Origin of the sequence: Oricola indica (assembly GCF_019966595.1) — a bacterium.
In the GTDB taxonomy this organism is placed as follows: Bacteria; Pseudomonadota; Alphaproteobacteria; order Rhizobiales; family Rhizobiaceae; genus Oricola; species Oricola indica.
Map to the genome: position 1 here is coordinate 224,909 of NZ_JAINFJ010000002.1, position 14,849 is coordinate 239,757.

Annotated in this window: 12 protein-coding genes; 11 read left to right on the plus strand and 1 reads right to left on the minus strand. The window is 63.7% G+C overall.

Annotated features, from left to right (window positions below):
* The first annotated feature begins 159 nt into the window (after window positions 1–159).
* From LC343_RS06600 to LC343_RS06620, 5 genes are all read left to right on the plus strand, one after another.
* Complete coding sequence (locus LC343_RS06600) at window positions 160–408, plus strand: SMc00767 family acetate metabolism repressor (RefSeq protein ID WP_193177156.1); 249 nt, start codon at window positions 160–162, stop codon at window positions 406–408.
* A gap of 350 nt (window positions 409–758) precedes the next feature.
* Window positions 759–1,478, plus strand: a complete 720-nt coding sequence (locus LC343_RS06605) for a LuxR family transcriptional regulator (protein WP_223476317.1) — start codon at window positions 759–761, stop codon at window positions 1,476–1,478.
* 140 nt (window positions 1,479–1,618) lie between these two features.
* A complete protein-coding gene (locus tag LC343_RS06610; RefSeq protein WP_223476318.1) occupies window positions 1,619–2,323 on the plus strand; it encodes an acyl-homoserine-lactone synthase in 705 nt (234 codons plus the stop codon).
* A gap of 17 nt (window positions 2,324–2,340) precedes the next feature.
* On the plus strand, window positions 2,341–3,018 hold the full coding sequence (locus LC343_RS06615) for a helix-turn-helix transcriptional regulator (protein WP_223476319.1): 678 nt from the start codon (window positions 2,341–2,343) through the stop codon (window positions 3,016–3,018).
* Window positions 3,019–3,202: 184 nt separating this feature from the next.
* Complete coding sequence (locus LC343_RS06620; RefSeq protein ID WP_223476320.1) at window positions 3,203–3,340, plus strand: hypothetical protein; 138 nt, start codon at window positions 3,203–3,205, stop codon at window positions 3,338–3,340.
* A gap of 84 nt (window positions 3,341–3,424) precedes the next feature.
* Here LC343_RS06620 and LC343_RS06625 read toward each other — a convergent pair whose 3' ends face one another.
* On the minus strand, window positions 3,425–4,144 hold the full coding sequence (locus LC343_RS06625; protein WP_223476321.1) for a hypothetical protein: 720 nt from the start codon (window positions 4,142–4,144) through the stop codon (window positions 3,425–3,427).
* A 129-nt stretch (window positions 4,145–4,273) separates the two neighbouring features.
* Here LC343_RS06625 and LC343_RS25230 point away from each other — a divergent pair, with 129 nt between their 5' ends.
* The 6 genes from LC343_RS25230 (at window position 4,274) to LC343_RS06650 (ending at window position 14,739) form a co-directional block, all read left to right on the plus strand.
* Window positions 4,274–5,602, plus strand: a complete 1,329-nt coding sequence (locus tag LC343_RS25230) for a type IIL restriction-modification enzyme MmeI (protein ID WP_338018570.1) — start codon at window positions 4,274–4,276, stop codon at window positions 5,600–5,602.
* Complete coding sequence (locus LC343_RS06630) at window positions 5,560–8,022, plus strand: DNA methyltransferase (RefSeq protein ID WP_338018576.1); 2,463 nt, start codon at window positions 5,560–5,562, stop codon at window positions 8,020–8,022. Before LC343_RS25230 ends, LC343_RS06630 begins: the two co-directional genes overlap by 43 nt.
* A gap of 215 nt (window positions 8,023–8,237) precedes the next feature.
* On the plus strand, window positions 8,238–8,954 hold the full coding sequence (locus LC343_RS06635) for a FecR domain-containing protein (protein ID WP_223476323.1): 717 nt from the start codon (window positions 8,238–8,240) through the stop codon (window positions 8,952–8,954).
* 45 nt (window positions 8,955–8,999) lie between these two features.
* Entirely contained in the window at window positions 9,000–11,822 is a 2,823-nt protein-coding gene (locus LC343_RS06640) for an EAL domain-containing protein (RefSeq protein WP_223476324.1), read from the plus strand.
* Window positions 11,823–11,903: 81 nt separating this feature from the next.
* Window positions 11,904–13,352 (plus strand): glutamine synthetase family protein, encoded by a 1,449-nt coding sequence (locus tag LC343_RS06645; protein WP_223476325.1) that lies wholly within the window; start codon window positions 11,904–11,906, stop codon window positions 13,350–13,352.
* Window positions 13,353–13,446: 94 nt separating this feature from the next.
* On the plus strand, window positions 13,447–14,739 hold the full coding sequence (locus tag LC343_RS06650; RefSeq protein WP_223476326.1) for an NAD(P)/FAD-dependent oxidoreductase: 1,293 nt from the start codon (window positions 13,447–13,449) through the stop codon (window positions 14,737–14,739).
* The last annotated feature ends 110 nt before the right edge of the window (window positions 14,740–14,849 follow it).

Genomic DNA, 14,849 nt, shown 5'->3' on the forward strand with positions numbered 1-14,849 from the left:
GATACTGAGCATGACAGGGATTTACAAACCCGCATGGCGACAGTGCGTCGCTGACATGCTCGACATATCCCCGGCGCATGATCCGGCGCAGGCGTGAACAAACGAAAACAGGCGCGAACGGCCATTGGCCCAAGCGAAGAAAACAAAGCGGAGAAGACCATGACGGCGCATGAAAGACCCAAAACCCATGTCAAGGAACGCGCCGAGGAGCAGTCCTCGGCGATGAGCACCGACCAGCAGGCCGCGATCCGGATGCTGGCCAACGATCTGCACCGGCTCAACCAGTCGGTCATGCGCGCGGTCGAGGCCGGGGTGTCGGTGGAACTGATCCGCTCCGCGCGCCATCACGGCGGCGACGGGACATGGGGCGACCTGCTGATCCCGGTCATCGTCACCAAGGGCGACTGATTGCGACAGAAACTCGCGGCGCATTTGCCGGACACCGATCCTCTCCCGTTCGCGGGGGAGGATTTTTTTGTCCATCTTCCGGCGGCGACGCGCATATCCCCAACAAAACACAGGCAAACAATCAGTCGGATAATCCATTGAAAAGCTAAATTTTTCGGGATTTTTCCAACCGCGCGCACACCCTCGGCGAACCATTGTCCTGCGAATTTGCACTCCAACATCCTTTAGGCTTCCAAATAATTGGGTAAGCGTTACAATCCCCCCATATGAGGGGGTTGGACGGATTTCGCCCATTTGGGGTTCACGTTCGACATGGACGCCCAAGTAATAAGAACGAAAACCGGCTTTCGATGGAAGATAAACCAGATTTGCTGAAGTCCGCCTACACGATCGTGGAGGACACGGAAGATGTCCAAAGCGTCATCGACCAGATTCGCGCCTTGTACGGACTTCATCACTGCGTGTTTCATCTCGGGCAGACACAGATCGACACGCTCGATCGCCCGTTCGTCAAAACGACCTATCCCGACAGCTGGATATCGCGCTATCTCCTCAAGGGTTACGTGAATGTCGATCCGGTCGCCAAGGAAGGCTTCCTGCGGATGCTGCCCTTCGAATGGCAGGATCTCGAAATCGACGAGTCGGCCATCGAAATGATGATGGACGCCGCGCAGCACGATGTCGGCCGGAGCGGCTATTCCATTCCCATCATCGACCGGCAGGCACGGCGATCGCTGTTTTCCGTCACCTCCAACATTGCCGGCGAAGAATGGCGCGAGTTCATCGAGGAACGCGGCGCCGACCTGCAGGAAATCGCGCACCGGGTCCACCGCAAGGCGCTGGCCGAGATCTTCGGCGAGATCGATCCGATGCCGCCGCTGGGGCCGCGCGAAATCGAGTGCCTGACATGGACGGCGCGCGGCAAGGACTACGCCGTCATCGCGGAAATCCTCAACCTTTCCGGGCATACGGTGCGCGGCTACCTGAAGAGCGCGCGCTTCAAGCTGGAGTGCGCAACGCTGCCCCAGGCGGTGGCGAAGGCGGTATCGCTGAAGATCATTTCCCCTTGATTTTCATCGGCTTTTTTACACTTCGATAAGGTTATCGATCCCCACCCCCCCAGATGGGCCGGCCCATCTGGCGGAATTGTCCGGATTGTCTGCTCGAACATACTGAACCCCGCACACACAACCACAAGCGGGGTACCCAGATGTTCTTTCTCGTACAGGCAACCGACTATCACCGTCATCGGAATCTGCTCGATCGCATGTACCGTCTGCGCAAGCGGGTCTTCCACGACGAGCTCGAATGGGACGTGCCGGTCATCGGCGAATTCGAGCGCGACGCCTATGACGATCTGAGCCCGGCCTACCTGCTGTGGACGGACGAGGAGCGCACGACGGTATACGGTTCGCTGCGGCTGCTGCCGACGACGGGGCCGACGCTTCTCAACGACGTGTTCCGCAGGACCTATCCAAAGGACCTCGATCTCTGCCACCCGACGATCTGGGAAGGCACGCGGATGTGCATCGACGCCGACGAAATCGCGCAGGACATGCCCGAGATCGACCCGCAGCAGGCGATGTGCATGATGCTGCTGGCGCTGGCCGAATGCGGACTGGACAACGGCATCCATACGCTGATCTCCAATTACGAACCGCATATGAAGCGCATCTACAAGCGGGCCGGCGCGCCGCTGACGGAAGTCGGCAAGGCCGACGGCTACGGACGCCGCCCGGTGTGCTGCGGCCTGTTCGAGGTCAGCCGCCGGACGATTGCGCAGATGCGCGAGAAGATGGAGTTGTCGGGCCTTTACGTGCGTGACGGCGCCAAGCGGCCGTCGGGCGCGGCGAATGCGGCCTGGATGTCGGGCGGCGCGGGGGACCAGCGCTCCAGCTGGATCAATGCGGCATGACTTTCGCGGTTAGACCCATGTCCAATCCCGTCCAGATGCGGGACATCGCCCCGCAGTGGATGGTCGAGGCGCCCGACCGGGACGCCGTGACCGCTTCCATCGAGACCCTGTGCGAGCAATTCGGCGGAAGCAGCGCGGTCCTGTTCAGGATCAACATCGACCAGGCCGCGCCGAAAACCAAGCTGATCGCATCGACCGGCATCGAGGACCAGTTCCGCGACGCCTTCATCGACAGGGCGGCCGGTTCGGTCGCCGGTGGCGGCTACACCGAGATCCTCCCGCTGATGATCCCGGCCTGGAAAGTCGGCGGCGCGTCGGCCTTCATCTACGCCTTTCCGGGGTTCCCGCGCGCCCATGGACAGCTGGTCACGGCCATCCTGTCCATCGAGCAGAAGGGCTTCCAGAGCATAGCCACCACGGATCTCGCGTGCCGGTGCATCATGGAAGGGCTCGACCGCAAGCCCGTCGGCGAAATGGCCCCGCAGGACCAGCCGCGCATCACGGCGCGCGAACAATCCTGCCTGGCATGGACGGCGGAGGGAAAGACCTCGGACGAGATCGGGATCATTCTCGACCTGTCGCCGCACACGGTGAACCACTATCTGGGCAGCGCGGCGCGCAAGCTCGGGGCGACCAACAGGATGCATGCCGTCGCCAAGGCGCTGCGCATGGGCCTGATCGAGCGCCCGGTCTGACCCCGACCGGGCGGAGACGGCAAGGCCGCCTCCCCACATACCGACCGGCGGGCAGGCCACGCATGCCCGCGCAACGCGATATCGCCGGCAAGCGCCGGTTGATCGCGGTCAATGAAAGCCCGCCGCCGACCCGCAGAATGGCCCCGGACGCAAGGCGCGAGCGCGCTGCGAAAGGGAGGCGACATTGGCGATATCGGACCGGCTCTTCATCCTGCTGTTCTTTCCCTCCCTGTTCATCAGCCTCGGGGTGTTCTTCTGGGGCGTCGGGCAGGTGTGGCGGGTCTCTATCGAGGACCGCGAATTGAAGAAGAAGCGAAGCTAGTGCATTTCAGGTTGCAATAGCGCATGCGTCACCGCTTCCGCGCTTCACCGCGAAACCGGCGTTTCAGAACGTTTCTGGCTTCGTTCAAGAGGTGTCGGCGCAGGCCATGGCGTGACGCGCCAGGGCGTGGCACTCTTCCAGCACCCTATCGACCTCGAAACGCGGCCGCTTGCGGCGGCCGGGCGGACGGCCGGGCCGCATCGCCGAGAGGCGGATCGTCTTTCCCTGCGAGCGTCCTTCCCGCAATGCCTCGAGGGCCAGATCGCGCCGCGCCCGCCAGCGGGCAAGACGACGCGCCTGCGCGTCGAGATCGTCCAGCACCCGCTTCAGGACAGCCATGCGGCGGCAAAGGCCGGCCGCATCGACCGTGTCGTCGGGCAGCGCGGGGTCGGGAACGGGACAGGGTTCGGAAAATCCGATCGCGGTGATGCGCGGAAAGGACCGCGAATAGCGCCGGACCGGCCCGAGCGGGATCGCGGGCATCGGGTCGATCACCGGAAATGACGGCATCCGCGCGGCTTCGCCGTTACGGCCCCGCGCCTTTCCGGCACGCGCCGGCGCATCGCTGCGCGCCGCCGGCAGCGCATATTTCAGGTTCCGCGCGACGATCACGACCAGCCGCCGGACGGCGGATTCGGCGGGACGCAGCATGCGCAACAGATGATTGCGCATGTGGCGCGGCAGCGTGGCGACCGCCCCGTTTCCGTCGATCCCGGCCAGGGTGAACAGCATCGCGACAATGCGCAGCAACGCATCACGATTCCGCTCGATCGCCAGTGGCCAGTTCATGGTCGATTGTGCCACCCGTTCGTTCCTTGCCGAGACCCCTTGACGCGTTTGCGAGGATGGTAAGGGCGGTGGCAGCAACGGTGGATAAAAATTGCGACCTATACTCGCATTTGCGATAGAGATCGGAAAAGGCGATCGGGGGCGATGAGCGAATTACCTCAGGAAAACAGGGAAAAGCTTGAGAAGCTGATTGCCGATGCGACGGCGTCGGGCGGTTCCGAACTCGCCAATTACGGGATTTTCATCGAGCGGCTCTGTATCGCGCTGGACCTGCCGGCGCCGGAATTCGCCACTGCCGAGAACCAGTTCAACGACTATGTGTTCGAACGCCGGGTCGACTTCAAGCATCCGGACGGCTCGCGCACGGCGGGGCGGATCGACTGCTACAAGCGCGGCTGTTTCGTTCTCGAAGCCAAGCAATCGGTCAAACGCGGCGCGAAGAAACCGAGTGCGGACCAGCTTCACCTGCTGCCGGAGGATGCGCTCCAGCACAAGGCCGGGCATGCCAGGCAGGGCACCAAGCAATGGGACCAGATCATGCTGGCCGCCCGCAAGCAGGCCGAGGACTATGCGCGCGCCCTGCCCGTCGAACACGGCTATCCGCCCTTCCTGCTGATCGCCGATATCGGCAATGTGATCGAGGTCTATGCGGATTTTTCCGGACAGGGAAAGAACTATGCCCATTTCCCCGACCGGCGGTCCTATCGGATCGCGATGGAGGATTTGCGGCAGGAGGAAATCCAGAAACGCCTGAGGGCGATCTGGACCGACCCGCATTCACTCGATCCGGCGAAACGGTCGGCGGAAGTGACGCGCGATATCGCAGAGCGGCTGGCGCGGATCGCCAAGCGGCTGGAGGGCAAGCACGACCCGAGGGACGTGGCCGAGTTTCTGATGCGTTGCCTTTTCACCATGTTCGCCGAGGATGTGGAACTGATCCCGAAACATTCCTTCGAAGAGCTGCTGGAAGGACTCAAGGACAGGCCGGATGCTTTCGTTCCGGCGCTGGAAAACCTCTGGAAGGTGATGGACGAAGGCGGCTACGAGCCGCGCATGATGACGCCGCTGAAGCGGTTCAACGGCTCGCTGTTCAAACGGCGCACGGCCCTGCCCCTCGATGCGGAAGGCATTCACGAATTGCGCGTGGCGGCGTCACGCGACTGGTCGGACGTGGAACCGGCGATCTTCGGCACGCTGCTGGAGCGCGCGCTCGACCCGCGCGAACGCTCCAAGCTCGGCGCGCATTACACACCGCGCGCCTATGTCGAGCGGCTCGTCGTGCCAACGATCATCGAGCCGCTGCGTGAAGAATGGGAGACCGTGCAGGAAACTGCTCAGGAGAAGCTGGCGGCGAAGAAGTTCAACGATGCCCGGCAACTGATCGACGATTTCCATCACAAGCTCTGCACGATCCGCGTGCTGGACCCGGCCTGCGAACCGGAAACTTCCTCTATGTCTCGCTGGAACTGCTGAAGAAGCTGGAAGGCGAGACGCTGGAGGCGCTGGAAAACATCGAGGGCGATGTGGGCCTCGGCTTTCAGGGCGAAACCGTCAATCCGAGCCAGTTTTTCGGGCTGGAGATCAATCCGCGTGCCGTGGCAATTGCCGATCTCGTGCTGTGGATCGGCTTCATCAAGTGGCAGTTGAAGACAAGCGGGCTGAACGCGATCTCGGAGCCGATCCTGCACGCCTACGGGACGATCCGGCACCAGGACGCTATCCTCGCCTATGACAAGAAGGCGTTGCGGCGCGACGCGCAAGGCAAGCCGCTTTCGCGCTGGGACGGAGTGACGAGGAAGCTTCACCCGATCACCGGCGAGGACATTCCCGATCCGGATGCGACGGTAGAACTCTACGATTACGTCAATCCGCGCATCGCCGACTGGCCGGAGGCGGAATTCATCGTCGGCAACCCGCCCTTTATCGGCGGCAAGGACATGCGCGCCGAACTCGGCGACGGTTACGCGGAAGCCTGCTGGAAGGCGCGGCCGCACATGCCGGGCGGCGCGGATTTCGTCATGCATTTCTGGGACGAGGCCGCACGCAGGCTGGCGCGCAAGGGCACGGCGAAGCAGCCGAACCCGCTCAAGCGCTTCGGCTTCATCACCACCAACTCGATCACGCAGACCTTCTCGCGCCGGGTGATCGAGAAATACCTTTCGGCGAAAGAACCGATCTCGCTCGTCTTCGCCGTGCCGGACCATCCGTGGATGAAAGCCGCCGACAAGGCGGCGGTGCGCATCGCGATGACGGTGGCGGAAAAGGGCGAGCATGAGGGCGTGCTGGCAGAGACGGTGCGCGAGGACGGGCTGAACACGGATACGCCGCGCGTCGATCTGGAAAAGCGTGCAGGGAAGATCACGGCGAAGCTGACGGTTGGGGCGGATTTGGCGCTTGCGCGTCCATTGTTTGCAAATGACATGATCTCAAGCAGGGGCGTCGTTTTGCACGGTGCGGGTTTCTTGATCGCACAGTCCAAAGCAAAGACACTAGGCCTTGGTTCGGTACTAGGTATCGAGAAGGTTATTCGAGAATACCGAAACGGACGTGATATCGCTCAACGTCCGCGTGGGGTTATGGCCATCGACCTTTTTGGGCTCGAATCCAAGGAGGTTTTAAACCAGTTTCCCGCTGTTTATCAGCATGTTTTGGAACACGTTAAACCTGAAAGGGATCAAAACAAGCGTCCATCGCGGCGCGATAAGTGGTGGCTATACGGCGAGAACATACCCACAATGCGCCCAGTTCTATTCTCACAAGAGAAATATATTTCAACTATTGAAACATCACGTCATCGATTTTTCCTTTTTCTCAAATCCTCTATATTACCCGACAATAAACTCGTAAATATCGGTCTAGATGACGACGGTATTATTGCCGTTCTATCTTCTCGCTTGCACGTTACTTGGTCCATCTCCAAAGGCGGCTGGATGGGTGTGGGAAATGACCCGACATACCTGAAAACCCAAACGTTCGACCCCTTCCCCTTCCCGGCCTGCGTCACCGACGACAGCAATCCGGCGCTAAGAAAGAGGCTCGCCGAGCTCGGCGAGCGGCTCGACGCGTTCCGAAAGGAACGGCTGGAAAAGCATGATTTCCTGACCATGACCGGGATTTACAATGTGCTGGAGCGGGTGCGCGAGCTGGAATGGGCCGATGCGGCGCGGCGGATGCCGGAGACAGTCGCACATGATGACGAGGACCGGGCTGGAGAGAGTACCCCCACCCTTCATCCCTCCCCTCAAGGGGGAGGGAAGACAGCGGCATCACCCGAAAGCGTTGAGACCGAACCGCGCGTGCCGCCGCTGACGGCTTCCGAGCGGGACATCTACGATGCCGGGCTGATCGCGGTGCTGAAGGATATTCACGACGAGATCGACCGCGCGGTGTTCGAGGCCTATGGCTGGAGCGATCTCGGCCAAAGGCTGATCGGCCGGCCCGGCGCGACCCTGCCCTCGCCGCACAAGAGCGAAGACCAGGAAGCAGCGGAGGAAGAGCTTCTGTCGCGGCTGGTGGCGCTCAACCTCGAACGCCAGGCGGAGGAACGGCGCGGACAGGTGCGCTGGCTGCGGCCCGACTACCAGATCGCCAAGCTCGGTCACAAGGTTTCGAAGGCGGAAGAGCAGATCGAGGCCGATATCGCCATCGCGGCGGCGGCCGCCGAGAAGCCGAAATGGCCTTCGCAGCCCTTCGACCAGATCCGCATCGTCAAGGACGTGCTGGCCAAGGCCGCCGCGCCCGCCTCGCCCGCCGAAGTGGCGGCGACTTTCGACGGGCGCAACACGCCCAAGCGCAAAGGCCGCGTCGACGAGGTGTTGAAGCTGCTCGCCGAAACAGGCGGCGCGCGAACCGGCGAACTGGACGGCGAGACGCGTTATTTCGTGGCGCGGTGAGGCGCATGCGGGGCGAAAGCCTTGTGCGCAAAGCCTCACATTCCTTCCCCGTCCTTCGGTAACCCCCAAATCCCCCCGATTTAATTCAAATGCGTTGAATGCGGGAAGCACTGCTTAACCACGGATTCGGATTTCCCTTACGTCAGGCTGAAGATTCAGACTTTGTTCGCCAAGTGACGGCAAGATTTTGCAGAACAAGAACTAGGGGGCAGACCATGCGTCTCGTCAAAATGATCGCAGCGATGGCGTTCTTCGCCGTCATTTTCGCTTTCGGCCCGGCTTCGGCCGCCGATTGGACCGTTAACCGCGTAAGCCAGCCGGCCAAATATACCGCTGACGGCAATACGTGGCATTTCATCAAGCGCGGAACGACGATTCCGAACGCGTCATGGATCAGCACAGGCAGGGGCGGGCGCGTGGCGCTGCAGCGCGGCGACGATACCATGATGATCACCGGCTATTCGCTGATCGCCGCCGTGGAGCGGGGCACCGACGCCCGCCCGAAGACGACGCTGATCCAGCGTTACGGCAAGATGACCGTGGATGTCGAGAAACGCGGCTATGACCAGATGACGGTCAAGACGCCCTTCATGGCCGCCGTGGTCAAGGGCACCAAGTTCACCGTGACCGGCACCAAGCTGGCCTCCGACATCCGCGTCGCGCGCGGCCTTGTCGAGGTCGCCAACGTCAAGAGCGGGCACAAGGCCTATGTGGGCGCGGGCGGCAAGGCCGAGATCGGCGAAGACGATCAGTCCATCGAGATCTCCGGTCGCAACACCGAGATGCTCACCTCCTCGATCGCGGGCAGCAAGAACAATGCCGCCGAAGGCGCAGGCGCGAACGGTGCCGCCAATTCCGGCAATGCCAATGCGGGCCCGGGCAACAACAATGCCGGCGGGAACGGCAAAGGCAACGGCAACGGCAACAACTAGCCGGCGCCACGCCTGACGAACCGCGAAAAGCCGGGGCGCCTGCCGATGCGGTGGACAGCAATCAGACGACGTGACCTGGTCTGCGCGGCGATGCTCGCGCTGATCCTCGCAGCCCAGGCACTGTCCCTGCTGGCCCCGCTCGACCGGTTCCTCGCGGACAAGCGGTTCGGCTTTTCCGACCGCCCGGTCTCGGGCGAGATCGCCTTCGTGGCGATCGACAAGAAGAGCCTCGACGCCGTCGGTGTCTGGCCGTGGCCGCGCAGCATCCATGCCGACATGACCGACCGGCTGCGGTCGCTCGGCGCGCGCGACATCGTTTTCGACATCGACTTCTCGACACCCTCGACGCCGGAAAACGACGCCGCATTCGCGGCCGCCATAAAGCGCGCCGGCGGCACGGTGACGCTGCCGGTCTTCCTGCAGCATGACGACGCGGCATCGCACGAGGCGGGCGGGCTGATCACAGCGCCGATCCCCGAACTGGCGGAATATGCCTGGCTCGCATCGGTGAATGTGTTTCCGGATGCGGACGGCAGGGTGCGGCAGTTCCCGACCGGACTGCAGCTCGGCGAGGACCGTATCGACTCCATCCCCGCGAGCATCGCCGGGACGGCGGCAATCGACGACCCGGTCATCACCATCGATTTCGGCATCGACGCGGCCGGTTTCGACACGATCAGCGCGATCGACCTGCTGAACGGCACGATCGACAAGACGCGGATCGAGGGGCGAACGGTGGTGATCGGCGCGTTCGCGACCGAGTTGCGCGACTTCTACGCCGTTCCGAAATCCGAATTCATCGCCGGGGCGGTGTTGCAGGGCGTGGCGGCGGAGACATTGCTGGCGGGCCGCAACCTGACATCGCTCCACCCGATGGCCATCGCGCTGCCGGTGTTCCTGCTGTTGCTCGCGCTGCAATTCGGCCTGCCGCGCATGACGCCGGTGCAGGCCGTGCTCGCCTATGCCGCGCTTCCGCTGATCGCGGAGCCGACGGCGGTCGGCTTCTATCTTCTCCAGGGCCTGATGGTGCCGACGGCCTTCGTGCATGTCTCCGCGCTGACGGCGCTCGGCATGCGCTCGCTGGCGATGACGGCCTTCTTCCGCAGGCTGTCGAACGAGGCGAGGACGGACGCCGGCAATATGCGGCAGGTGCTGCAGCACGTCGTGCGCGAGAATTTCGACGCGATCATCGTCACCGACGAAAACGGGCGGGCGCTGCAGGTCAGCGACGCGGTGCAAGGGGTCTTCGGCCTCGACGACTTGCCAAGGAACGGCGCGGCGATGTCGGATTTCCTGCCGCCGGAGCTTTGCCGGGCCATCGGCAGGGCGATCGCGCGGGCGCGCGAGGATGACAGCCACCGGGCGGAGACCAGGACGCTTACCATGCCGATGGCGGGCGACGGATCGCTGCGCACCATCGAATACACGATCGGCATCTCGGAACTGCGCAAGGCGACCGAGGGCCGCCGCAAGGCGAACAGCGCGGGGCGCGGCCCGATTGTCGCCTGCCTGACGGCGCGCGACATCTCCGAGCGCCTCTCCTACGAGGAGAAACTGCGCTGGCTGTCCGACCGCGACGACCTGACCGGCGTATGGCGCCGCCACGCCTTTCTGCGGATCATCGACAGTGAGACGGCCAACACCGCGAAGGGCGGGTTCGCGATCGTCGCGTTCAACCTCCACCGGTTCAAGACGATCAATGTCACGCTCGGGCGCAATACCGGCAATGCCGTGCTGCGCAGCTTCGCGGAACGGCTGCAGGCAGCGGGTGGCCATGTGCTGGGCACGGCGCGCCTCGGCGGCGACACGTTCGCGGTTCTTCTCGGCGGCATCGAGAACGAGGCGGCGGCCTACGCCGCGGCGGAGACACTCGCCGATGCGGTCAACGCGCCCTACCCCGTCGACCGCGGCAACGCCCGCATCGGCGTGCAGGGCGGCGTCGTCCTGTGCGATGTCGGGCATGGCGAACCGGTCGCGGCGGAAATCCTGCTCGACCGTGCCGAGATCGCGCTCGACAAGGCGCGCATGACGGGCGGCTCGCGGATCGTCGCGTTCGACGAGGCGCTCGCGGCGCAGCGCATGCGCAGCCGGATCATCGAGCGCGACCTCTGGCATGCGATCGACCGCGGCCAGATCCACATCGCCTACCAGTTGCAGGTCGGGCTCTCCACCGGAGCGCCGCACGGCGCGGAGGCGCTGGCGCGCTGGACACATCCGCATCTCGGCAACGTGGCGCCGGACGAGTTCATCGCGGTCGCGGAGGCGAACGGCTTCATCGGCGAACTCGGGCGCTGGATCCTGTTCACGGCCTGCCGCGAGGCGGCATCGTGGCCGGTCGGGATTCCGATCTCGATCAACGTCGCGCCGCAGCAGATCGCGAACGATGCCTTTCTCGACCATGTGCGCGCGGCCCTGGACGAAACGGGGCTGGCGCCGGAACGCCTGACCATCGAACTAATCGAAAGCGAGATGCTGGAAGGCGACGCCGGCCTGCTCGACCGCATCAAGACGCTGAAAGCGCTCGGCGTTTCGATCTCGCTCGACGATTTCGGCACCGGCTATTCGGGCATCGGCTATCTCTCCTGGCTGCGCTTCGACGAAATCAAGATCGACAAGCAGTTCATCAAGAACCTGACGACCAGCGTCGAGGCGCAGGGCATCGTCCGCGCTGTCGCCATGCTCGGCGACGCCTTCAACCTGAAGATCGTGTGCGAAGGCGTGGAGACCTACGAGCAGGAGGCATTCCTGCGGCTGATCGGATGCGATGTCGGCCAGGGCTATTACTATTCCCGCCCGGTCGATGCGGACACGTTCCGCGCATTGCTGGAAAAGAAGGACGGCCACGCGGCGATCGCCGTACCGGCCTGACAGCTCGGCGGGGCAAAACGCCCCCTTTCCCGCTCCGTTCGCCCGGCTTATAAGCAAACATCCGCAACCAACCGGTGATTGATGGCCAAGGACACGACGAAGACCGGCGGAGCAAAGCGCTCGGCCAAGGTGAAGACCACGCGCGCGAAGCTGCCCGCATTTATCGACAACAAATACGGCGTCGCCAACTGGAAGCAGGCCGAGGAATGGCTTTCCTGGCGCTCCATCGAGGATATCGAGTGCATTACGCCCGACCTCGCCGGCGTGCCGCGCGGCAAGATGATGCCGTCGAAGAAATTCACCTCTCAGACCTCGCTGGCGCTGCCCTCGGCGCTGTTCCGGCAGACGATCTCGGGCGAGTATCCCGAGGAAACGGGCGATTTCCGCTACGATCCGCATGACGGCGACCTGAAGCTGATGCCGGATCTCTCGACGCTTTCGGCCGTGCCTTGGGAGAGCGACCCGACGGCGCAGGTGATCTGCGACCTCGTGGGCGCCGACGGCAAGGACATCGCCTATACGCCGCGCAACGTGCTGAAACGCGTCGTCGCGGCCTATGCGGAGAAGGGCTGGAGGCCGGTCGTGGCGCCGGAGGTCGAGTTCTATCTCGTCGCGCGCAACAACGATCCGGACTACCAGTTGCAGCCGCCGGTCGGACGCTCCGGCCGGCCGATCGCCGGCGGGCAGGCCTATTCGATCGCCGGGGTCAACGAATTCGACGAGCTGATCGACGACATCTACCATTTCTGCGAGGCGCAGGGGCTGGAGATCGACACGCTGATCCACGAGGAAGGCCCGTCGCAGCTCGAGATCAATCTGCGTCACGGCGACCCGGTTCAACTTGCCGACCAGGTGTTCCTGATGAAACGCGCCATCCGCGAGGCGGCGCTGAAATCCGACATGTTCGCCACCTTCATGGCAAAGCCGATGCAGGGCGAATCCGGCAGCGCGATGCATATCCACCAGTCGGTGGTCGATGCGAAGACCGGCGCGAACATCTTCTCCGCCGAGGACGGCTCGGAAACGGAACTGTTCCGCGCCTTCATCGGCGGCATGCAGCACTATGTGCCCAAGGCGCTGGTGATGATGGCGCCCTATGTGAACTCCTACCGGCGGCTGACGCCGGAGATGGCCGCCCCGGTCAACACCGCATGGGGCTATGACAACCGCACCACCGCCTTCCGCATTCCGACCTCGAACGCCGCCGGGCGGCGCGTGGAGAACCGGCTGCCGTCATCGGACGCAAACCCCTATCTGGCGCTAGCCGCCTCGCTTGCCTGCGGCTATCTCGGCATGGTCAACGGCATCGTGCCGACAAGCCCGACGGCGGAAACGGCGAATGAAGGGGCGATCTCGCTGCCGCGCGACCTGCTGTCGGCGGTGTCGCTGATGGAGGCGGAACGCGATTTCGACGATATCCTTGGCCGCGAATTCACCGCGACGCTGGCCGGCGTGAAACGCGGCGAGTTCGAGACCTTCATGCGGGTGATCAGCCCGTGGGAGCGGGAATTTCTGCTTCTGAACGTGTGAGTGAGTAGCGAGTATGCTGATTCCGATATTCTGAGCAGAACAAGCCTGGACCACCCCTGTCTACAACACCCCATATGCCATTCGCCGGACTGCCATGACCTACCAATCTCCTATCTCTCCCGGCATTTCCTGGTACGAGGCGACGGCCGGCGAGCGGCCGGAATACCCGGCGCTCGACGGTGACCGCGCCTGCGACGTCGTCGTCATCGGCGGCGGGTTCACCGGCCTTTCGGCGGCGGCGCATTTGGCGAAGGCCGGCGTCAACGTGGTGCTGATCGAGCAGGCGCGCTTCGGCGACGGCGCGTCGGGACGCAATGGCGGGCAGATGGGGACCGGCCTGCGCGCATGGCCGGAGGACCAGGAAGGCGAGATCGGCTTCGAGCGCGCGAAGGCCCTGTTCGATATCGCCGAGGACGCCAAGCGGCACATGCACGATTTCGCGGCCGAACACGGCATCGATATCGGCTACAGCGCCGGCCAGATATCGGCGGTCCACAAGAAGCGCTATGTCTCGGAGTATCACCGCCATGCCGAGATCATGGCGGAACGCTACGACTATCCGCACCTGACCTATATGGAGCGCGACGAGACCGCACAAAGCGTCGGCTCGACATTCTTTCATGGCGCGCTGCGCGACACGCATACGGGCCATATCCACCCGCTGCGGCTGGTCATCGGCACGGCGCGTGTGGCGGCGGAAGCCGGCGCACAGCTTTTCGAGACGACGCCGGCCACGGCGCTCGGCCAATCCGGCGGCAAGGTGACCGTGACAACGCCGCGCGGCACGATCACCGCCGACCGCGCGCTGATCGCCGTCAACGCCTATGGCAATGCCGGGCTGGAGCCGGTGTCGGCGGCGCATGTGATGCCGATCCGCTCCTTCATCGGTGCGACGGCGCCGCTTGGCGCGCTTTCGCGCAAGATCATTCCGGGTGGCGAGTCGATCGACGATTCGCGCTTCGTGGTGCGCTATTTCCGCAAATATGGCGACGACCGGCTGCTGTTCGGCGGGCGCGAGGCCTATACGGCGGACAATCCGCGCGACATCAGCACGCATATCCGCAAGCAGATCGCGGAGATTTATCCGGAACTGGCCGAGGTGGAGATCACCCATGCCTGGGGCGGGTCGGTCGGCATCACCATGCCGCGCGAGCCCTTTGTGCGCGACGTGAAGCCCGGCGTGACCGCGATCGGCGGCTTTTCCGGGCACGGGGTGATGCTGTCCAACTTCACCGGGAAGCTCTATGCCGAAGCGGTCACGGGCAATCGCGACCGGCTGCAGTATTTCCGCGATCTCAAGGTTCCCGCCTTCCCCGGCGGACGGCGTTTCCGCAAGCCGATGCTGACGCTGGCGCTGACCTGGTACGCCATGCTGGACAAGCTCTGACGCGTCCGGCCGGTATCTCGCCACGAGACGATTCGTGATCGGCCGGCGGAACGATTGCCGCAATTGCGCATTCTGATCGACCAGACCCGCGCATCCGCGCGGGGCGCGAA